This is a genomic window from Paraburkholderia gardini, assembly GCF_907164545.1.
GTDB classification, from domain to species: domain Bacteria; phylum Pseudomonadota; class Gammaproteobacteria; order Burkholderiales; family Burkholderiaceae; genus Paraburkholderia; species Paraburkholderia gardini.
On record NZ_CAJQZB010000015.1, the window covers coordinates 86,005 to 107,968 of the forward strand.

Sequence of the window (21,964 nt, forward strand, 5' to 3'; positions counted from 1 at the left end):
TGCTGCTTCTCGTGCAGAAGGGGGCGATAGCACGAGCGATCAGCCTGGCAGGTGAATATAACCGGCAACACGGAATGCGATCCCGCTTTCACACGGTGACGGACTTGAGCGCAATCTCAGGAGATGGAGCCGATCATGAGCGCCGACGAGGCCTGGGTATGGCTGATTGCACTGGTGGCTGTGTGTTGCGTCCTCGGCGTCGCGCTGTCTGAACTTCTCCGCGATGCCAACTCCGAACCTGTATCGCGTCTGCACACGACAGGATTGCCGGATCGGCAAGATAGCGCGTCTCCCACCAGGGTGGGAAAAAGCGTCGCAAGCCGCCAACCGCCAGCACTTCCGTGGCGTAGATGTATCAGGTGGCCAAAGACACGACGGAGAACGCATCGTCCCTGACGGCCATGCCCTTCAGTAACAGCCTGATCCGTCCGGCGCTCTCGCTATCGAATGGCAACAGCACCCTGCCAGAGTCAGGAGTGATCCACTAACCGCCCATCGGCTGCAGCCTCAGCCTCCGCCCCGGCTCTCGCGAAACTGACACGAATACGCGCCCCTTCCCTGAACACACGTAACTCACCACGCTTCATCAGATACCGGATCGCAACGATCGCCGCGGCAAAACCAGACGCCGCACCGACCACGAGCGCCCAGCGCGGGCCAAAATGATCGGCCACCCAGCCAACGACAGGTGCACCGAGCGGCGTACCGCCCAGCGCGATGGCCAGCAGGATCGCGACGACACGTCCACGCATCTCGGGCTCGGTTGCCAGTTGCACGTAGCTGTTCGTCGACGTCGTGACCGTCTGCGCCGAAACGCCGATCATCACGAGCACCGCGCCGAACAGCCAGTAGGTCGGCATGAGCGCAGCCAGTCCGCAGCCCAGGCCGAAAACCGCCGACGCCAGCAGCAATAGCGTGATGTGAGGTCGCGCGCGACGGGCCGAAAGGAGTGCGCCACTGACCGAGCCGATTGCCATGATCGACGTCAGCAACCCGTACTCGCTGGCCCCCGCGTGAAATGCCGTGACGGACATCGTCGCGATGAAAATCGGAAAATTGAGTCCGAACGTGCCGATCAGGAAAAGCATCAATAGAACGGCTTTAAGATCAGGGCGCTTCCAGACGTAACGGAAACCATCGGCAAGACTGCCGCGGGTGTGCGCGACCCTGCTCTTCCGATAAAGCTCGTCCAGACGAAGAAATCGTAGCGAGCCAAGCACGGCCACGAACGACGCCGCGTTGATCAGGAACACCCATCCCATACCCACTGCCGCGATCAGGACGCCGGCCACGGCGGGACCGATCATTCGCGCTGCGTTGAACGACGTCGAATTGAGCGCCACGGCGTTCGACAGATCGGCCTCGCCGACCAGCTCCGACACGAACGTCTGACGCGCGGGCGAATCGAACGCGGTGACGCATCCGAGCAGAAACGCAAATACATACACGTGCCACAACTGCACGAATCCCGCGACTGTCAGTATCCCAAGGCCGAGCGCCAGCGCGCCCATTGAACCCTGTGTGGCGAACAGCAGTCTGCGCCGGTCGAGATGGTCGGCCGCATAGCCTGTCAAGGGCAACAGGAGCATCTGCGGCCCGAACTGCAACGACATCACGATGCCGACGGCGGTCGCGTTGTGATGCGTCAGTTGTGTCAGCACCAGCCAGTCCTGCGCCGTGCGCTGCATCCACGTCCCGACGTTGGACACGATCGCCCCGCTCGCCCATACCCGATAGTTGTATCCGCGCAGCGAACGGAATGTGCCGCTCACCTGCCCGCTCCCGGCTCGAGTGGCGCATTGCCGCCGTTAAACCGTCCAAACTGGCGTGCGAGTATCAAGCTCATCAATAACAGGCCCAGTCCCGTCGAAACAGCATATGCCATGGAGAACAGGTCCGCGCTGCCGACACGGCACAACAGCAGCCAGGCAACGACAAGATTGAAACCACCCCACAGCACGTTCATCGTCGAAGACGAAAGTCCTTCACCAGGCGGTTTCGCAAACGGCGTCTGAAACGCACGTCCCATCACGCCGCTCACGAAATGCGGAACGGCATTGGCCAAAAACGCACCGCCAAAGAACCACGAAACCAGGTGAATCCAGTTCATCGTCAAACGCTCCTTTCATTGAGTGCAGGGCTTGCCCGGTGCGGCCCAAAGGCATTTTCGGCAATAGCGCGTGCCGGTGCGATCAGGTATCGAGGAGGCGCTTGAGCAATTCGACCGCTGCGGCAAGCTTCTTTTGTTCGGCGGCCGCGAGCTTCGCGCGAATGGCACGGAAGAGCCAGTCCTCGCGCGCCGCACGGCCTGCCTTGATCGCTTTCCTGCAGGCTGCGGTGAGCGACAGTACCGTTTGCCGGCCGTCCACCGGATCGGGCTCGCCGCTAACAAACCCGGCCGCCTTTAGCGAGGAAACGGTCTCGCCCATCGATTGCGGGCGCACGCCTTCCGCGCGCGCAAGCGCCGTTACGGTGGCGGGCCCTTCGCGTTCGAGCAAGGCCAGCACGCGTGTTTGCGAAAACGTGAGATCGCCAAGGTTCGCCTCTTCGCGCATCCGTCGCTTCAGTTTGCCGACAAGAACCCGCAATTCGCCCGCCAGCGACAATGCCAGCGCGATGTCGTCGTCATCGCACGCACCTTTCGTTTGACTGACCATTTTTTGTCTTGCCGCCACATATGAAGGTAACCTTCACAGGTTACCTTTTCACATGCGCGCGCGTCAAGCACGCCTGAAAAGGGGCCTGGCGGCCCGGATCGATCAATAAAAGACGCTGGCACCATACGAAGGGTATACAGTGAGAAAAGGCCGGCCGCCCCTTGCGGCCTCCTGTTCATGGATCAATCATGCAATTACAGACCAAACCGGCTTCGCCCCCTGTCGGCAAAGAGAGCGCGTACTCTTACGAGCGCAGGACGCAGGCCCTTGTCCTCGCAACGGCAGACGCTTTGCGCGCGGAACAGAGACGTGTCAGTTACGCCTCTATCGATTCGAACGCCAGTAAGTGGCGTTACTCAGTTGTACGCGAGAAAGGCTGATCGTGGTGCTTGAATTCCCCAATCCCAGTCGTAGTTACGATGCCTCCAGGCATTGCGTGTGTTTCTGGGGATACGACAATTCACGCGAAATCACCTTCCAGGTCGACGACGCGATGATAAGAAATCTGCAACCTGGCGCGGGCTCCGACGAGCGTTCGATACTCAGTGCCTTTGACCAGTTTCGCGAAAAGCTTCTTGAAATCGCCAGGAAGCAGTATGTCAGCGGCCCACGGAATCGATATTCGATTTCCTGAGCGGAACCCCTTTCACCAGAACGCTCCAGGATCGGCTAACCCGCGGCGGGCCTTGGGCCGCACCACACTGACGGACCCATGGCCGACGGTACGCTAGCATGCATCGAGGCGCTCCCATTTGAAGGATCCGCTCATGACATCCACGACCAGGCCATCAACCGGAATTGAGTCGACCGAGCCGCACCACGCGGCTGGATAGGCCTGCTGAAGCTTTCCCGCCGCGTACAAGGCCGCCCAGACCTCGTGGCTCATTTGTGCTTTTTGCCGCAGCGCTTCCCCGGCGTACAGGCGTTTAACGTCGCATCCATATCGCACGAGCCCGTCGCTCTCCGCCCAGGTTTCCCGCAATGTCAGGCGGCGTACTGGTTGTCCGGCATCATGGCATGCCTTGCCGGCGGTTTGCTCCCAGTGCTGATTTCGCGAAAACCAGAGTATGGGCTTGCCGGACGGTTCAGTTCCCATGCCGCCTGGAATCAGCATCCCGCTTGCGGTGATGTGTTGCAATTTCCGGCCCGTGGTGTAGTGCCATGCCAACATCGTTTTCCCTGATTCAAAGGTCCGGCGCCAGGCGACCTGCCAGCGCCCCTGGGTAAGGCGTCAACAGCCTGGCGGAAACATCGCCGAAGGGCGGGCGAAAAAGCTGGAGGGAAGCCGGAGCATCACGCAACCCGTTCGTCACGCTCGACGTTCTCGCCCGCTCCCTGACGAAGCGAAATCACGAGGGTATGCGACTTCGCATCCAGCGGCCCACGTACAGGCCCGCCGTCGCAATCAATACTCGCGCCGTCGAGCAGCACACGCATCGCACCTCGCGCAGCCGCGGATTCAACGCGAATTTCATACCGCGTCGAATGCACATTGACCGTCGCTTCAAATCCCGGCCACGCATCCGGAATACACGGATCAACCACGAGAAAATCCCCCTCGCGACGAATGCCCAGAATGCCCTCGACACCAGCGCGGTACATCCATCCAGCGGACCCCGTGTACCAGGTCCAGCCACCGCGCCCGGCGTGCGGCGTCACGGAATAGACGTCGGCGGCAACCACATAAGGTTCGACCTTGTAGCGCTCGACGTCCATCGGCGTACGCGCGTGGTTGACCGGATTGAGCAGTGAAAACAGTCCGGCCGCCTTGTTGCCATCGCCCAGCTTCGCGAACGCGAGAATCGCCCACATCGCCGCGTGGCTGTACTGACCGCCGTTTTCACGTAGCCCCGGCGGATAGCCCTTGATATAACCGGGATCGTGCGACGTTTTATCGAACGGCGGTGCGAACAGCAAGGCAAGACCATCCTCGTGACGGATCAGGTGCTTCTCCAGCGATGCCATCGCCTGCGCCGCGCGCGCAGGATCGGCCGCGCCCGACAGCACAGCCCACGATTGTGCAATCGAATCGATCTGACACTCGTCGCTGTTTTTCGAGCCGAGCCACGTGCCGTCGTCGAAAGTCGCGCGGCGATACCACTCACCGTCCCACGCATCGCGTTCCAGTGCCCCGCGCACCGACCTGGCATGCGCGCGCCAGCGCCCGGCACGCGCAACGCACGCTGCGTCACGCGCTTCAGCCAGCGGTGCGAACAGCTCGATGGTTCGCAATAGCAGCCAGCCGAGCCAGACGCTTTCTCCCTTGCCAGCCGCGCCGACGCGGTTCATGCCGTCATTCCAGTCACCCGTGCCGATCAGGGGCAAACCATGCTTGCCGGTCAGCTCGATGCATTGATCGAGTCCACGTGCGCAGTGTTCGAACAGCGACGCCAGTTCGTCAGCAACCATCGGCTGGAAGAACGCATCGTGTTCGCCCGGACGAAGCGGCGGCCCATCGAGGAACGGCACGATCTCGTCGAGGATCGCGGCGTCGCCGGTGCACCCGGCATAGGTCGCCGTCGCGAACGCGAGCCACACGCGGTCATCTGAAATCCGCGTGCGTACGCCCTGCCCCGACTGCGGTAACCACCAATGCTGAAAATCGCCTTCGACGAACTGTCGCGCCGCGGAGCGCAGCAAATGCCGACGTGTCTCGTCCGGCTGTGTATGCGTTAGCGCCATGCCGTCCTGCAACTGATCGCGGAACCCATACGCCCCGCTCGCCTGATAAAACGCCGAGCGTGCCCAGACACGGCACGCGAGCGTCTGATACAGCAGCCAGCCGTTTAGCATCAGGTCCATCGCCCGGTCGGGCGTCTTCACCTGTACGGTGCCGAGCACGGTCTGCCAGTGGTTCGTCACTTCGGCGAGGACGGCGTCGAGATCGGCCTTGCGATAGTGTTCGATCAACGCGCGCGCCTCTTCGACGGATGCGCATTGCCCGACAAACGACACAACTTCGACGGTTTCGCCCACACCCAGCTCAATCACACCCTGCAACGCCGCGCATGGATCGAGGCCCGCGCCGGTTGCACCAGACAGTGGCTCCCTGCCGGCGAGCGCAGCGGGCGCGGCAGTCCGGCCGTTGCGGCCGAGAAATTCAGTGCGATCCGCCGTCCACGCGGTCTGCCGGCCACCAAGATCGGCGAATGCGACACGCCCCGCGAACCCGATACTCCACGGATTGCGCGCCAGCATCGCGCCGGTAGCGGAGTCCATTTCCGTCACGATGAACGGCCCCGACGCACCACGCGACGTGCCGAGCACCCATTCCAGCCACGCCGTCACGGACAGGCGGCGCGACACGCCAGACAGATTGCGCAACGTCAGCCGCGAAATCTTCAACGGGTCGGCGAGCGGCACGTATTGCAGCAAGTCGAGTGCGATGCCATTCGCCTCGTGTTCGAAACGGCTATAGCCGTGCCCGTGACGCGCGATATAGGTACCGCTGTCGCGGATCGGCAGCGCGGTGGCGCCCCACACGTCGCCGGTCACTTCGTCACGCACGTAGATGGCTTCGCCGGCTGGGTCTTCGACCGGATCGTTCGACCACGGCGTGAGCTGGTTTTCACGGCTGTTTTCAGCCCACGTGTAACCACTGCCTTCTGCCGCGACCTGGAAACCGAAGCCGGGATTGGCGATCACATTGATCCACGGTGCGGGCGTCGTCGCGCCCGCCGCAAGAACGGTCACGTATTCCCGACCGTCTTTATCGAAGCCGCCAAGACCGTTGAAAAACTCCAGTCGTGCAGTTAAAGCCAAAGGCGCGAGGGGTGGGTGAACCGGTGCGGGCCAGGGCGACGACATCGGCACCTTCTGCCGTCGAAGTGCCGACGGCTGACCCTGCATCGATGGCAACCGTGCGAGCTGGTCGGCGATGGAGCCGCGACGCGCGATCAACGCGACACGCGCGACCGATTGCAGCAACGCGCGCGCCTCCACGCTCATCAAATCGGCGCGCAGCGTATAGACCGCCCCTTGCGCAAGTTCTTCGCCGAAATGCGGCCGCGACTGGCTGCTGCGTACGGCTGTTTCGATCGCGCCCTGCAATTCCTGGGTATACGACGAAGCCCGCTCGTTGACGATCACGAGATCGACGCCCAGCCGCTTCATCCGCCAGTACTCGTGCGCCCTCAATAGCTGCCGCACCTGTGCGATATCCTCGACATCGTCGATCCGCAACAGCACGATCGGCAGATCACCGGAAATCGCGTTGGGCCAGAGTCCCGACTGCACGCCGGCCCCGCGAATGATCGTGTCCGACGGTGCCCTGAAACGCGCATCAGCGTAAATGACCGGCGCGGCGAGGCGCTGAAAATCCGCCGCCTCTTCAGCCTTGACGTCGAGATGGCGCAACTGCACCTGAGCCTGCGTCCATGCGAGCGTTTTGGCGCGATCGAACGCGTTGCGGTCATGATGCTGGTCGACCAGATCGAGCAGCAGTGCCCGCGACTCGGCCACCACCGTCCAGAACGCGACGCGCACGACCTTGCCCGGCGGCACCAGCACGCGATACCTGAGCGCGAAGACCGGATCGAGTACGGTGCCGGTGGTGTTGGTCAGCGGCTGATTGTCGAAAATCGCCGCCGCCGTGCCCGCGTTGCGCCCGCGGCCCAGAAAGCGCGCGCGATCCGATTCGTATTGCGGATCGGCGACGATCTCACCGTCGACCACCGCGAAATGCGCGGCCCACACCTGTTTTTCGTCGTGCGAACGCGGACGGCGCGTTGCCACCAGCGCGCCGAATTCGGCGAGGTGCCCGGTCTGGACAAACATGCGTGAGAAGGCCGGATGCGCGTTGTCGGCGGCGGGTGTAGCCAGCACGATTTCGGCGCAGGAAGTCAGCTCGATCTCGCGCGCCCGGCGGCCGCTGTTCGCCAGCGACACGCGGCGCACTTCGCCGTCCGCTTCGCCGGAAACCAGCACGTCCATCGTGGTCGTCAGCGAGCCGTCGCGGCGGATGAATTCCGCGTGGTCCTCGCCAAACACGACCTCTTCGTACTCGGCTTCGCTGCCCACCGGCTGTGCACTGGCCGACCACACCTGACCGCTGCGCGTATCGCGCAGGAAGATGAACGAGCCCCAGTCGTCACGGGTCGCGTCTTCACGCCAGCGCGTCACGGCCGTGTCGCGCCAGCGGCTGTAGCCGCCGCCGGTCGCCGTCAGCATGACCGCGTAGCGTCCATTCGACAGCAGGTGTGTCACCGGCGCCGCGTCAGCCACAGCCGACGCAGCGACGCGCCGCACGGTCGGCAGCACGGCGCCGTCTTCGACTGCGGACGTGCTCACTTCCTCGGCACGCGGTTGCGCCACGGCGACATTGCGCGGCATGCGTTCCTGCAACAGCAGTTCGCTCGCCTGGATCATCGGCTCGCGATGGAAACGCGCGCGCATCTGCGCATCGAGTAACGTGTTCGCGATCGAGACGATCGTCATGCCCTGGTGATGCGCCATGAAATTGCGGACAATCGCGGCATCCTCGTTATCCGGCAACCGCGAGCGCGTGAAATCGAGTGCTTCGTAGAAACCGTAACGACCCAGCGCGCCGAGTGCGGCGAGTTGCGCGTAGTTCTGTCGCGCGGCCTGCGGGTCGACCATCGCGGCGAGCCCTGTCGCATACGGAGCAATCACGCGATTCTCCGAAAGACCGCGCTTGAGACCCAGACCCGGCACACCGAAATTCGAGTACTGGTAGGTGAATTCGATGTCGCGGGCGTTATAGGCCGATTCCGAAATACCCCATGGAATACCGAGTGACCTGCCGTACGACACCTGCCGCTCGACGACAAGACGACTCGTCTGTTCGAGCAGGCTGCCGACCGGCGCGCGCATCACGAGCGAGGGCATCAGGTATTCGAACATCGATCCCGACCACGAGATCAGCGCCGAGCCATTACCGACCGGCGTCGCGGCGCGACCGAGACGGAACCAGTGGCGCGTCGTGACGTCGCCCTTCGCGATGGCAAACAGGCTCGCGAGCCGCGCTTCTGACGCGAGCAGATCATAGCAACTCGGGTCGAGGCTGTTGTCGGACTGCGAATAGCCGATCGAGAGCAGCTTGCGTTCCGGATCGAGCAGGAACGCGAAGTCCATGCCGAGCGCCATCGCGCGCGAGGTGTCGGCGAGCGACTTCAAACGTTCCCGCAGGCGATCCGGCGCGTCGGCGAGTTGTTGCCGGTCGCGGCCATGCTCGACGACGCTCTTGCCTGACGCATCGATCCAGAACATCAGGTCGGCCGAACTGTCGTCGCCGCTGGCCGGCACGATTTCGCGCGTTGCTTTCGCGGCTTTTTCCGTTAAACGGGCCAGCGATGGCGACAGGGCTTCGAGCGTTTGCGGCCCTTGCAATTGCGCTTCGATCTCGTCGAAGATCGCGGCAATCTGCCTGCCACGCGTGCCGCTTGCGGCGGGTAGCGCATCGACGGCTTCACGCGCGAGTTGCAGGTTATCCATCATCCCTCGTCGCGCAGCCGGTGCGAGCGACGCATGCAGCCATTCTTCGCAGGCGTTTGCGACGACGATCAGATGCCCCGCCAGATTGCCGCTATCCACCGACGAAACATAAGCCGGCGCCAACGCCTTGAGATCCAGTGTCCCGTACCAGTTATAGAAATGTCCCTTGAAACGCGGGAGTTTCTGCATCGACGCGAACGCCGCTTCGAGGCGCTCGACGGTTTCCGTCGTGCCGGTCCAGCCGAAATCGCGCGCGGCGACCGCCGACAGAAGATAAAGACCGAGATTGGTCGGTGAAGTCCGATGCGCGACGACAGGCTTCGGGTCTTCCTGGAAATTGTCGGGCGGCAGCATGTTTTCCGCTGGCGTGACGAAGGTCTCGAAGAAGCGCCACGTGCGCCGCGCGATCAGGCGCAGGTCGCGCGCGTCCGGGTCCGACATGGCGAAGCGCCGCGCGACGTCCGGTGAGCGGCTCGCCCACAACGCGAGCGCCGGCGCGGCAAGCCATAACAACGCAAACGGCAGCGCGAGCGGCCAATGCGACGGTGCGAACGCGATCGCGCTAACCGGCAGCGCCAGTCCGAGCATGGTGCCGCCCGCCATTTGCCGATAAAAACCTTGCAGGTCGAGCCGCGGACTCCCCTTCGACTGCGCAGCCGTCGTCCATTCAAGCAGACGGCGGTGCGTCACGAACAACCGTGTCAGCGACCGGACAATCGCATCGCCCATGTGCCATGCGTGATCGGCAAGGAATGCGACCGACAGGAAGATTTGCAGCGCGGCGAGCCGCACATCGGCGGCCAGCACACCGATGTGATTGCGCAGACGGATGCCGGTGCGCCGCGGCACGATCGCGAACAGCGTCGGCAGGAAGGCGGGAATCGCCAGCGCGCCTGACACCAGCAAGCCGCCCGCAATCCCGGCGCGGATCGGCATCAGCCAGCACAGACCGAATGCGGCGACCATCGACGGTGCGAGCAGGGAGCGCCGCAAATTGTCGAGCATCTTGAAGCGACCAATCGACGGCATCGCGTGCCGGTCGCGACCGCGATGCCCGACGATCCATGGCAGCAATTGCCAGTCGCCACGCGTCCAGCGATGCTGCCGCCTGACCGTCACGTCATAACGTGACGGCACTTCCTCGACCACTTCGACATCCGATGCCAGACCGGCGCGCGCAAAAATCCCTTCGAACAGATCGTGACTGAGCAACGCATTTTCCGGCACGCGGCCATGCAAAGCCGCTTCGAATGCATCGACGTCGTAGATGCCCTTGCCGGTAAACGAACCTTCGCCGAACAGATCCTGATAGACGTCGGACACGGCCGCAGCATACGGGTCCATTCCGCCCGGACCGGAGAAGACGCGCTGATACAGCGAACCCTCCTGGCCAACGGGCAGCGAAGGTGTGACACGCGGCTGGAGAATTGCGTATCCATCGACGACGCGTTGTTCGACGTCGCTGAATTTCGGCCGGTTCAACGGATGCGCCATCTTGCCGATCAACCGCAACGCCGCGTCTCGCGGCAAACGCGTATCGGCATCCAGCGTGATCACATAACGCACGTCGGACGGCACGTGCGGTGCTCGCCCGGCGATCGACAGGAAGGTCGTGTCGGTCGCGCCGCGCAGCAAACGGTTCAGTTCGTGCAGCTTGCCGCGCTTGCGCTCCCAGCCCATCCATTTGTTCTCGCTCGCGTTGAAGACGCGTCGACGGTGTAGCAGCAGGAAGCGGCTACCGCCGGGACCTGGCTCGTACCGGCGGTTCAACGCCTCGATGGCATCGGCGGCGACGGCGAGCAGATGCGCGTCGCCGGCCACCACCTCCTGATCTGCATCGAGGCCGTCCGCCAGAAGCGCGAACGACAGGTCACCACCCGCACCCGCGAGGTGATGCACCTCGAGACGTTCGATCTGCTCGCGCAGGTCGGCTTCGCTCGTCAGGAGCGTCGGCACGGCGACCAGCGTGCGCAGCGACGACGGCACCCCCGCCGTCAGTTCGAGACCCGGCAACGTGATCGCGCCGAAACTCCACGCGATCGTCCGGTTGATGAGCGCGGTCGCGACCTCGGTGGCGGGCAGGAATCCGCACACGGCAAACAGCACGAACACACTGGCGTCGAGACCGCGTGGCGCCAGCGACCAGAGCAGCCACAACGCCAGCGCCAGCAACGTCGTGGCGAGCGCGAGAATCTCGCCGACGTAGCCGCTGATGCCGAGGTGGAGGTTGAATCGCGTGATCCGCAAACGTGACGGTGGACGGAACCCGATCGTCTGTTCAAGCACGCGGCGGCCCTCCGCGATCAGGTGGTAGCCGGGGTCGCTGGTTCGCTCCGCGTGCGCGGCATCGCCTGTTTCTCCGGCCGCCGCCTGCGCCGAGCGAAGCGCGAGATCGGCGACTTCGAGTTCGGTAAAGTGCGAGCCGCGCGCCAGCTGCTCGATCGCGCTGCGGTACAGATTGCGGGTCGGAAAATCCATCGCACCAAAGGCGCTGCCCGCACGCAGCCGGGCGTCGACGAGACTCATGCTCTCGAACAGTTCCGCCCAGTCGATGTCGGAAATCAGCCGCATGCTGGTGATCACGTTGCGCACGGTGACGTTCGACGCGCCCTGCCGCTGCTGCGCGTGCTGCACGACTTCGTCGACGCTGGCGCCCTGGAGCCTGAGCCGCTCTTCCAGCCAGCCCAGCGCGGGTGTGGTTCGCGGATCCTGATCGCGCAGCCGTTTAGCCAGTTGTGCGGCGAACAGTTCCGAGAGCAGGTCCGACGAACGCGTCGAGATATCCGCTTCGAGTGCCGAGCGCGCGCTGCCCGATTCGAGCAGACGGTCGGTGAGCGCATCGGCGTCCGCGCGTGCGCCGCGCCCCGCGGTGATCTGGTCGGTAAGACGTCGCAGGTTTTCGATCAGGACGATGCGCAGCGTGATCGCGACCGCCCACAGTTCACCGATCGTCAGTGGCTGAACCCGTTGATACGCATCGATGAAACGCCGCAGGATCTGCGGATCGAAGTGGCTGTCGGTATGCGCGACGAACGCCCATGCGAGGCCGAATACGCGCGGATAGCCGGCGAACGGGCCAGCGGCGAGCTTGGGCAATTGCCGGTAGTAGCCGTGCGGCAGGTCGTCGCGGATTTCGCGGATCTGTTCCTCGACGAGGTGATAGTTGTCGAGCAGCCATTCGGCCGCTGGCACGACGCCCCGGCCGCTCTCCAGTTCCCAGGCGCTCGCCCGGTAGGCCGCGAGCAGGACGGCGGCGTTGTCGTCAAGCCGCGTGTGCAGCGATAGCACGACGGGCGGCGTCTTCGTCACCGGCTGCGCGGCAGCGAGGCTCTGCGCGTGTTGCTCGAGCCGTTCGACGCCAAACAGTTCCTCTCGCACCGGTGCGGTGTCGGTCCACGGCGGCGACACGAAGCGACGTCGCGTGACATAGTGAAGAATCGCGTTCACAGATGCGTTTCCTGCGACGTCTGTGCCATCGGCAGACCGGACTGGTCGCGGCGACGCGCGATGTTCGCGACGCTTGCATCGGACGCCGTCGTTGCATCGGCGCACTGTTCATCGAACTGGGACATGATCGGTTCTTCCTTCGAGGGCGGCCGGATTACGCGTGTCGCGCGTGTGGACGCCTGCCGGCCGTGGTGGGTCCGACGGATGCGGAAAGAGCACGCAAACCCGTCAGGACGAACAAGCGGCCACGTGCGGCCTCCGCCGACGTGGTCAGCCATGACGCGACGCGGCCACTGACGCAGCCGCGGATTACCGGCGAATCGAAACATTCCGCAGGAACCATGCGGGCAAAGGGAATGGGTCAGTCGACCGTCACACGCAAACCGTTAGCGGCCGTTTAGCGATGCACGAAAAGTCGGATGGACTTCGCATCGGACCGATGCGGCTCTGAATGAGAGACAGAGGGGCACTTGCGCATCCCTGTCCTTAAAGATGAAGTTCCCGGCTCAACATCCGGAAAGGGTGAAACAGAAAGGCCACGAATCCGTGCCCCGGGTGCCTGCTATTTTTTTCTGGCCGGGGCGCTGGCCGCGACGGCCTTCGGCGCACTCGCCGGGGACACGCCTGCCGCAGGAGCGATCACCTTTTTGGGTTGTTTAGGCTTTTTAGCCTCGCGATTGCCGCGCATCGTGCTCTTTGCCAATATGTTTCTCCTGATTCGCCGGTCGCGAAAGCGACCACCATGTCGCCCAGTCTGGGCGCATTTGGCGATACTGTCGCGATTTTTCTTTTGAATGTCCGTTGCGCATCTTCCAGAGGAAGCCAGCCAGACGGGTCCCAATCAGCTCACCAATCTGTCGGCGACGAATATAGCGTATGCTGCTGGTATGACGTCATGTGTTTGCGACGGTCATAGCTTGATTCCCCTATTTTCTGCATTCCAGAATATTTCCTTTCCCCCCCGGCCAGCACGACTGGCGCAATGAATCGGGTTATTCCCCGAGTTGCTGCCTTGCGAGCCGGCCCCTTGCATTACGTTTGAGATAACCATGTTTTTACAGAAACAAAGCCACGTGGTGAACCCGCCATCCGCTCCACAAATACCGCATCGCAATTTTGACGGAGAAGCCCGCGATCGCCTGATCGTCTGGATTCGCCGGCGCATGGACGAATATGGAATAAGCACCGAGAATCTTGCCGCCGCCATCGAAGCGGATAAACCGTTGACGCCCCGTTACCGTGATCACAAAGGCAACGAGTGGAACGGTGAGGGCGATATGCCGGACTGGCTTAAACATGTCCAGCAACTCGGTGTAGACGTCGATTTTTTCGCAGTCCGTAAACAGGACGCCGCGCCAGGATCGGGTTCGCCTGGCGATGCGGGAATGTCGATTTTTACCGGTGCCCGATAACGCCTCGCGTTACGCTGCCTGGAGTCGACCCAGGATAAAGGCGAGCAAATCGCCACTGGTCGCATGAGCCATGCCAGTCGAAAAACTGGCTCAACAACAAGCCTTGAATCGAGTCCGCGCCAGCGCCAGTCGTCGCGCATGTTCACACCGTGCTCCAGCAACTCGTTTTCTTCGAACGATCGACCTGCTTGCAGGCGACACTGCATCCGCTTACCAGGCGACCAGTTCCCCGGCGCGTGAAAGAAAGAGCTTCAGCACGGCGGACGTATTCGCCCTGCTGTAGCCGATCACCAGATCGACCGTGGGCGCATCTCCTTCGAGCGGCCGGCTGACGACCGACCACGGCAGCAGATTGTTCGCGTACTCGGGCATCAACGCGAGGCCCCGCGTGGAAGCGACGAGCGACATCGCCATCGCGAGATTGTCGACACCGTGTTCCGCTGCGACTTCCACGCCGCTTTGCTGCAGATACTTTTCGATCACGTCGTGCAGCACGCTCGCCTTGTTCGACGCCATGATGAAGGGTTCACCCACGAAATCGCGCGGGCTGATTGCCGCTTTGGCCGTCAACGGATGATCACTCGGCATGAGCGCGAGCAGCTTCTCCCGGTTGACCACGCGATAGTCGAGATCGAATCCCGGTTCGGCACGCAGAAACGCGAGATCGAGCTTGCCGCGCGCGAGCGCATCGGCGAGATCCGGTGAATAGTGGCTCGAGACCGTGACCTCGATGTTCGGCAGTTCGTCACGCAGCACCTGCATGGCGCGCGGCAGCCACGTCATTTCCTGCCCGGTCAGAAAACCGAGCGCAAACACCTGCCTTGCGGGTTGCGCCGCGCGGCGCGCTGCCTCGGTCGCGGCGTCGACCTGCGTGAGCGCGAGTCGGGCGTGATCGAGAAACGCCTTGCCCGCCGCAGTCAGTTCAACCCCACGCGCGCTGCGGTTGAACAGCTCGGCCCCCACCTCGTCCTCCAGATCGCGAATCTGGCGGCTAAGCGATGGCTGCGAGGTATGGAGCCGGCGCTCGGCCGCCACCGTCAGGCTGCCGGCCTCAGCGACCGCCACAAAGTACCGCAGATGTCGAAGCTCCATGGTCTCTCTTCAGTTAGCCATACCTCAAAGGCATGCCAGTCAGCCTACAAAGTCTTTTTGTTTTCCGCAAGCCTCCACTAGATTACCGTTCAGGCAGCGACACAACGAGGACCCAGCGGCGAAGGCCCGGCAACCCGATCGTCGACCTGCTTCATGCCTTTCATCTATATCGCAGGAATCGGGAAGCGACAGCCGGGCTGTCCACTGACCTTACAGGAGTTTCGCCATGACCCGCCATACCCATCAGAACGTACCGACGCAATACGTTGAAGCAAACGGCACTCGCTTCGCCTTTCGCCGGTTCGGCAAAACGGGCGGCGTGCCGCTCGTGTTCAACATCCACTTCACCGGCACGATGGATCACTGGGATCCGGCCGTGACCGACGGTCTTGCGCAAAGCCGCGAAGTGATCCTGTTCAATAACGCGGGCATTTCCAGCTCGTCGGGCGAGGTGCCGGAGTCGATCGAGGAAATGGCGGACAACGCTGCGGCGTTCATCAAGGCCCTTGACCTCACGAAGGTAGACGTGCTCGGTTTTTCGATGGGCGGCCTGATCGCCCAGGAACTCGCGCTCGCCGAACCGCAACTCGTACGCCGCCTGATTCTCGTCGGTACGGGCCCGCGTAGCGGCGAAGGTATGAGTTCGCTTACACCCGAAGCGCAGGACATTTTCGGCGCGACATATGAGGAACCGGATCAGCTGTGGCTGCGTGTGCACTTCTCGCCTTCGGCGGCGAGTCAGGCAGCCGGACGTCAGTTCCTCCAGCGTTTCCGCCAGCGCACTGAAGGCCGCGACCCTGAAGCCAATGAAAAGGTCGCGCCGGCACAACTCGCCGCGCTCGGCAAATGGGGCGCTTCGCGCGAAAACCCGTACGACTATCTGAACGCACTCACGCAACCGACGCTCGTCGTCAACGGCGACAACGACGTGATCATCTATTCGATCAACTCATGGATTCTTCAACAGCACATCCCTGATGCGCAACTGATCATCTACCCCGACGCGAATCATGGCTCGCTTTACCAGTATCCGGAGCGTTTCGTGACTCACGCCAGCCAGTTTCTGGACGAAGGCAACGAACGCGCTTAAGCCTGTGCTGAACCCATACTCAGGAGTCTTGTCATGAGCAACCTCACCGGAAAGACCGCCCTTGTCACGGGCGCATCACGCGGCATCGGCCGCGCCAGCGCACTCGCACTCGCAAAGGCTGGCGCCCAGGTCCTCGTTCATTACAGCAGCGGAGAAAAGGCGGCAGACGCGGTGGTCGCCGAAATCCGCGCGGCGGGTGGCAACGCCCAGAAAATCGCGGCTGATCTGCGTGCCGCGGATGGTCCACACTCTCTTGCACAACGTGTGCGCGCCGTGGTCGGACATCGCCTTGACATCCTCGTGGCGAACGCCGGCATTTCGAAAGCGGCGAGCATCGAGGACACGACCGTGGAAGACTTCGACAATCTCTTTGCCGTGAACGTACGTGCGCCCTTCTTTCTCGTACAACAGCTGTTGCCGGTGATGTGCAAGGGCAGCAGCGTGGTGATGCTCTCTTCGCTGGCGGCCCGTGCCTCGCTGGGCACCCTGCCCGCCTACGCCGCCACCAAGGGTGCAATCGACACGCTGGTCCGGCATTTCGCTACCGCACTCGGTGCGCGCGGCATCCGCGTGAACGCCGTCGCACCGGGCGTCGTCGACACCGAAATGTCGAGTTTCACGAAGACAGAAGCGGGCCGCGAAGCCGCTCTCGGCATGCAGGCGTTGAAGCGCGTCGCGCAGCCCGACGATATTGCCGGCGCGGTCGTCTTTCTCGCGTCAGACGCGGCACGCTGGATAACCGGCGATACATTGAGCGTCGACGGCGGATCAAGGCTCTGAACTGATCGGCAGTATATGGATGTCATGGTCGCATCTGAATTCGAAATAGTTAGTCATCCATATTTATAAATTGTCACAAAGATACGGTGCAATCCAGCTGCGAGCGCCAGGCGCATATCGCGACGCAATCCCTCACCGCACTGCCTCACCCTCACCGCTTAAGGAAAGATCATGGCTCATCTGTTCACATCAACGAAGCTCGGCCCGTACACCCTCTCACATCGCGTCGTGCTGGCGCCGATGACTCGCCTTCGCACCATCCAGCCCGGGGACATTCCCAGCCCGATGATGGCCGACTTCTATGGCCAGCGCGCTTCGGAAGGTGGCCTCGAAATCATCGAAGGCGTCAGCATTTCGATTCCCGCGCGCTCCTATCTCGGCGCGGCAAGCTTCTATCACGACGGCCAGACGGAAGGCTGGAAGGCCATTGCGAACGCCGTTCACGCAAAGGGTGGCCGCGTATTCATGCAACTCATCCACGGCGGCCGGCAAAGCCACGTCGAAATGACGGGCGGTGTCGATCCGGTCGCGCCTTCGGTGGTGCCATTCGAAGGCGTGGCGCTGACGAAGGACGGCTTCGTGCCCGCGTCGCCGCACCGCGCGCTCGATATCGGGGAAATCCCCGGCGTCATCGAGGAATTCCGCGTCGCGGCGCAGCGCGCGCTCGATGCAGGCTTCGACGGCGTCGAGCTTCACGGCGCCAACGGCTATCTCGTCGACCAGTTCATCCAGGACGGCACGAACAGGCGCACGGACGCGTACGGCGGCCCGATCGAAAACCGCGTGCGCTTCCTGCGCGAAGCCGTCGAAGCGCTCATCCCGGTGTGGGGCGCGGACCGCGTGGGCGTGCGCATCTCGCCGTCAGGCGAATGGGGCGGCATTGCCGACAGCGATCCGGAAACGACGTTCAGCCATGTCGCCCGCGTGCTCGACGAATACAAGATCGCCTACCTGCACGTAATCGAACCGCGTATCAAGGGCGACGACACGCTTCACGAAGATCATCCGCCAGTTGCTACGCGCTATCTGCGCCCGCATTTCCACGGTCCCATCATTGCGGCAGGCGGCTTTGACGGCGAAAGCGCCGAAGCGATCGTCGCGTCGGGCGATGCCGATCTCGTCGCGTTTGGTCGTCACTTCACGTCGAATCCAGATTTGCCGTATCGTCTGGAGCACAAGCTGCCGCTGACACCTTATGTCCGCGCGGCGTTCTGGGGCGGCGACGAGAAGCATTACTCGGATTTCCCGCCTTATCAGGCTGTCGAGGCCACCGCGGCTGCATAAGCCGAGGTGAACCCGGTTTCAACCATCCCGTTCAAGAGGTTCACATGTCACGCACGATCAGGTTTGCAAAAGCAGGCGGTCCGGAAGTCCTCGAATTCGTCGAGACCGACGTCCCCGCCCCTGGCCCGAACGAAGTTCGCATCAAAGTCAAGGCAATTGGTATCAACCGCGCCGAATCGATGTGGCGCACCGACGTCTATATCGAGCCGGTCGAGTTTCCCGCGGGGCTCGGCTACGAGGCGGCCGGTATCGTCGACGCGCTCGGTGCGGATGTCAAAGGTCTGGCAGTTGGCGACAAGGTCAACGTAATTCCGTCGTTCTCGATGAACCAGTACTTCACCTATGGCGAAGTGATCATCGCGCCGGGCCATGCGGTCGTGAAGCATCCGGAGTCGCTTTCGTTCGACGAGGCCGCTTCTGTGTGGATGATGTTCGTGACCGCATATGGCGCGCTGATCGAAGACGCCAAAATCACCAGAGGCGACGTCGTGCTCATTCCGGCTGCATCCAGCAGCGTCGGGCTGGCCGCGATACAGATCGCCCGCTACGCCGGCGCAACGCCCGTTGCGCTGACGCGGACCTCCGCCAAGCGCCAGCCGCTGCTCGATGCGGGCGCCGCGCACGTAATCGCCACCGACGAGGTCGATCTCGTCAAGGAAGTCATGCGGATCACCGAAGGCAAAGGTGCGCGCGTGGCGTTCGATCCAGTCGGGGGCGCGAACTTCGCGAAGCTGATTGCGGCTCTGTCGTTCGGGGGAATCGCGTTCATCTACGGGGCGCTCGACGAGGGTGTAACGCCGCTGCCGGTGCTGGACATGATCGCTAAAGTGATCACCGTGAAGGCGCACAACATCTGGCTGACAAGCGGCGACGCGACACGTCGCGGCGCTGCGGTCGAGTTCGTTCTGAAGGGGCTTGAGGCCGGCGCGCTCAAACCTGTCATCGACCGCACGTTCAGTTTCGATGACATCGTGGAGGTTCACCGCTATCTGGAAACGAACGGTCAGTTTGGCAAGATCGTCGTGACCGTATGAACACGTTCACCGGCTGGGCCCGCTCTTAAGCACAGCTGGTGCAGGCGCGCGCGTGCCTTGGGCGTCTGCTGTGGGTCAGCGCGTGCTGACACGCCGCAAGGGCGCGTCGACTACGCGTGGTTGAAGCTGCGCGACCTGGCGAGTCAGTTTCGTCAGGTCACGCGCGACAGCGCCGCACCAGATCGTGTCCTGCTGTGCCGAACGACGGTTGAGCGCATCGCCGCAGTGATTGCGCGAGTCCGTCATGTCGCTCGCGACGCGTTGATTGCGCGAGCGCGCCGCCCGGTCCATTTCCCGCTGAAGCCAGTTCCCGAATCCCACAACGGAAATCACCGCCACCGCCAGAAACGCATACTCAATTTTCCGCAAACGCATCGTTGTTCCGGCTTCTCTTTTTGATCCAATGATAGCGACGGGCTGACGCCGCTGCCGCAGCGAGCGAGATGATATCAACGACAGCGCGGGTGCGCTTGCGAACTGTGCCCTGATCGTGGCGCGCACGCCGCACGGTGTTGACGGACGTATTCCTGCTGGGCTTGACGTCTACGCTTGGCCGAAGCACGGCAGCTCCCTGGCGGGCCTACGGATTTTCCCTGAGCCTGTCCCTTTAGCTGGCCTTGATGCGCACCGCACGCGCGTCGCGACGTAACGCGCGCTGGCCCTGCGCACCGGCGCCGCACCCCGATACATCCCACCGCGTTGCCCCTCCTCTATGCGCCAGTTTCATACTGGGTATGAATTCGATTGTATGGAGTTATGGGCCAGACGCGGCTACCTTCGCAACACGTCTGAAAAAAGAGGCGCAGTGGCGGGCAATCGAACACTCCACCAACGACTTTTATATCGAACCGGATGAACATTAGTTCGTTATCCGATTTATTTTTTAAAGCACAAAAGACGACAAATATTAATTTCAAACGTCCGGGGCCGCCTGCGATGTCTCGCGGAAAAGGCTTGCTCAGTCTCATGCGGACAGCGTGACGATTCAAAAATAATGAAGGAGACAAAACCGTGATTAAAAAAGAGGCGCTGCTGCGCGCGACGACGCTAGCGTGCGTGACCGCGATACTGACCGCCTGTGGCGGCTCCAATGGCAACCCCGCGCAATCCGCTGTGCTGGCAAACAGTCAGGCCCAGGTCGAGACCGGTCTTGTCACCGGCAATCCTGCTGACTCGTCCGGCATTATCAGCTTCAAGGGCATCCCATACGCAGCGGCGCCCGTCGGCGCGTTGCGCTGGCAGGCGCCTCAACCGCCCGTCAAGTGGACCGGCAGCAAGGCGGCCACGCAATACGGCAACACATGCTGGCAAGGCACCGCATTCGGCGCCGTCGACAACAGCAAGGCAAGCGAAGACTGCCTGTTCCTCAACGTGTGGACCGGCGCGAAATCAACCACTGAAAAACGCCCTGTGATGGTGTGGCTGCATGGCGGCGGCTTCCAGTTCGGCACATCGGGAGATCCGCGCTGGGAAGGCGGCAACCTCGCGAAGAAAGGGGTGGTCGTCGTATCGCTTAACTACCGGCTCGGCGTGTTCGGTTTTCTTGCGCGCCAGGATCTCGACGCCGAATCGGGTGGCAAGTCGTCCGGGATGTATGGCCTGCTCGACCAGATCGCCGCGCTGCATTGGGTAAAGACAAACATCGCGGCGTTCGGTGGCGACCCGAACAACATTACCGTGTTCGGCGAATCGGCCGGGGCGCATGCGGTCGGGATGCTTCTGGCGTCGCCACTCGCCGCGGGCACCTTCAACAAGGCGATCGCCGAAAGCGGAGCCTTCTGGGAAACACCGCAGGGCGTGATGCGATCGCATGCTGCCGTGTCGCAGATCGGCGCGCAACTGGGCGTGACGATGGGCGCCAAAACGCTGGCCGATCTTCGTGCCTTGCCGGCTTCGCAGCTGATGACCGACCCGACGGAACCGGCCTGTAACCCGAGCGTCGACGGTTATGTGCTCACAACCGATCCTTACTCGCGATTTGCCGCCGGCCAGCAAAACGACGTACCGCTGCTCGAAGGACAAAATGCGGACGAAGGCACGATTTTCGCCGCAACGGCAGGCATTCCCGCCGACACGAAAGATCACTTCGTCACGGCGGCTACTGCCGCGTTTGGCTCCGCGAACATCAATACGTTCCTGCAGTTCTACCCGGCAACCACCGACGCCGCGGCACAGCAGTCGGAAGTCACGCTTGCGGGCGATCTGATCATCGCGTCGCAAACGTGGGAAATGGCCAATCTGCAGCTGAAAACCGGCAAGTCGCCTGTCTACTCGTACTACTTCAGCCAGACGTCCGCCTACAATCCGCTGCCCATCCACGTGTCGGAAGTGCCGTACGTCTTCCAGAATCTCGTGGCAAACGGCCACGGCGCGCCTGATGCGACTGACGCCGCGGTCGCGGAAGCGATGTCGTCGTACTGGACGAACTTCGCGAAGACCGGCAATCCGAACGGCAACGGTCTGCCGGACTGGCCCGCGTACACGGGTGCGGCCGGCAAGGTCATGGGGCTCGCGACGCCGCTTCAGGCGCAGTCCGAAGTGTCCACGGCCCGCTTCCAGTTCCTGAACAGCTTCAGAAGCAACGGCAGCCTCGGCTTCGCGTTCTAACCGTTCCTTGAATCGTGATGCCCGCTCGAAGGCGCTTGCGTCTCGACGGGCATGACGCCGACGTACAGTTTCATCAAAAACGGCCATACAGGTGTCGTTCGACGGCAA

15 protein-coding genes are annotated in these 21,964 nt (G+C 62.6%); 7 read left to right on the plus strand and 8 right to left on the minus strand.

From position 1 onward, the window contains the following. Positions 1–470: 470 nt before the first annotated feature. The 3 genes from LPA37_RS12960 to LPA37_RS12970 form a co-directional block, all read right to left on the minus strand. Positions 471–1,772, minus strand: coding sequence for an MFS transporter (locus tag LPA37_RS12960; RefSeq protein WP_228976175.1), 1,302 nt, complete (start codon positions 1,770–1,772; stop codon positions 471–473). Next, positions 1,769–2,110, minus strand: coding sequence for a hypothetical protein (locus LPA37_RS12965; RefSeq protein ID WP_228976177.1), 342 nt, complete (start codon positions 2,108–2,110; stop codon positions 1,769–1,771). Before LPA37_RS12965 ends, LPA37_RS12960 begins: the two co-directional genes overlap by 4 nt. 82 nt (positions 2,111–2,192) lie before the next feature. After that, positions 2,193–2,657 carry a MarR family winged helix-turn-helix transcriptional regulator gene (locus LPA37_RS12970; protein ID WP_229012753.1) on the minus strand — a complete coding sequence of 155 codons (465 nt, stop codon included), beginning with the start codon at positions 2,655–2,657 and terminating at the stop codon, positions 2,193–2,195. 382 nt (positions 2,658–3,039) lie between these two features. Between LPA37_RS12970 and LPA37_RS12975 the strand changes: the two genes are divergently transcribed. After that, positions 3,040–3,291: a DUF1488 family protein gene (locus tag LPA37_RS12975; RefSeq protein ID WP_228976181.1), complete on the plus strand. Its 252-nt coding sequence runs from the start codon at positions 3,040–3,042 to the stop codon at positions 3,289–3,291. 93 nt (positions 3,292–3,384) lie between these two features. Here the strand turns inward: LPA37_RS12975 and LPA37_RS12980 are convergent, their stop codons facing one another. The 3 genes from LPA37_RS12980 to LPA37_RS27715 form a co-directional block, all read right to left on the minus strand. Further along, on the minus strand, positions 3,385–3,828 hold the full coding sequence (locus LPA37_RS12980; RefSeq protein WP_228976185.1) for a hypothetical protein: 444 nt from the start codon (positions 3,826–3,828) through the stop codon (positions 3,385–3,387). Positions 3,829–3,950: 122 nt separating this feature from the next. After that, complete coding sequence (locus tag LPA37_RS12985; protein WP_229012754.1) at positions 3,951–12,557, minus strand: GH36-type glycosyl hydrolase domain-containing protein; 8,607 nt, start codon at positions 12,555–12,557, stop codon at positions 3,951–3,953. After that, on the minus strand, positions 12,554–12,682 hold the full coding sequence (locus LPA37_RS27715; protein WP_267478171.1) for a hypothetical protein: 129 nt from the start codon (positions 12,680–12,682) through the stop codon (positions 12,554–12,556). The genes LPA37_RS12985 and LPA37_RS27715 overlap by 4 nt, the downstream gene beginning before the upstream one ends. Before the next feature lie 924 nt (positions 12,683–13,606). Here LPA37_RS27715 and LPA37_RS12990 point away from each other — a divergent pair. Beyond that, positions 13,607–13,969 (plus strand): H-NS family nucleoid-associated regulatory protein, encoded by a 363-nt coding sequence (locus tag LPA37_RS12990; protein ID WP_228976189.1) that lies wholly within the window; start codon positions 13,607–13,609, stop codon positions 13,967–13,969. Positions 13,970–14,179: 210 nt separating this feature from the next. On the opposite strand, the gene LPA37_RS12995 is transcribed toward LPA37_RS12990, so the two are convergent. Continuing rightward, a complete protein-coding gene (locus LPA37_RS12995; RefSeq protein ID WP_228976191.1) occupies positions 14,180–15,061 on the minus strand; it encodes a LysR family transcriptional regulator in 882 nt (293 codons plus the stop codon). Positions 15,062–15,287: 226 nt separating this feature from the next. On the opposite strand from LPA37_RS12995, the gene LPA37_RS13000 reads away from it, so the two are divergent. The 4 genes from LPA37_RS13000 (at position 15,288) to LPA37_RS13015 (ending at position 19,249) form a co-directional block, all read left to right on the plus strand. Then, positions 15,288–16,151 carry an alpha/beta fold hydrolase gene (locus tag LPA37_RS13000; protein WP_229012755.1) on the plus strand — a complete coding sequence of 288 codons (864 nt, stop codon included), beginning with the start codon at positions 15,288–15,290 and terminating at the stop codon, positions 16,149–16,151. A gap of 33 nt (positions 16,152–16,184) precedes the next feature. Next, the gene (locus LPA37_RS13005; RefSeq protein WP_229012756.1) at positions 16,185–16,931 is read left to right on the plus strand and encodes an SDR family NAD(P)-dependent oxidoreductase; all 747 of its coding nucleotides are present in this window, start codon (positions 16,185–16,187) and stop codon (positions 16,929–16,931) included. Positions 16,932–17,102: 171 nt separating this feature from the next. Further along, positions 17,103–18,215, plus strand: coding sequence for an alkene reductase (locus LPA37_RS13010; protein ID WP_228976202.1), 1,113 nt, complete (start codon positions 17,103–17,105; stop codon positions 18,213–18,215). Between the two features lie 44 nt (positions 18,216–18,259). Beyond that, positions 18,260–19,249, plus strand: coding sequence for a zinc-dependent alcohol dehydrogenase family protein (locus tag LPA37_RS13015; RefSeq protein ID WP_228976204.1), 990 nt, complete (start codon positions 18,260–18,262; stop codon positions 19,247–19,249). A gap of 75 nt (positions 19,250–19,324) precedes the next feature. Here LPA37_RS13015 and LPA37_RS13020 read toward each other — a convergent pair whose 3' ends face one another. Next, on the minus strand, positions 19,325–19,624 hold the full coding sequence (locus LPA37_RS13020; protein WP_229012757.1) for a hypothetical protein: 300 nt from the start codon (positions 19,622–19,624) through the stop codon (positions 19,325–19,327). A gap of 636 nt (positions 19,625–20,260) precedes the next feature. On the opposite strand from LPA37_RS13020, the gene LPA37_RS13025 reads away from it, so the two are divergent. After that, a complete protein-coding gene (locus LPA37_RS13025) occupies positions 20,261–21,856 on the plus strand; it encodes a carboxylesterase/lipase family protein (RefSeq protein ID WP_229012758.1) in 1,596 nt (531 codons plus the stop codon). The last annotated feature ends 108 nt before the right edge of the window (positions 21,857–21,964 follow it).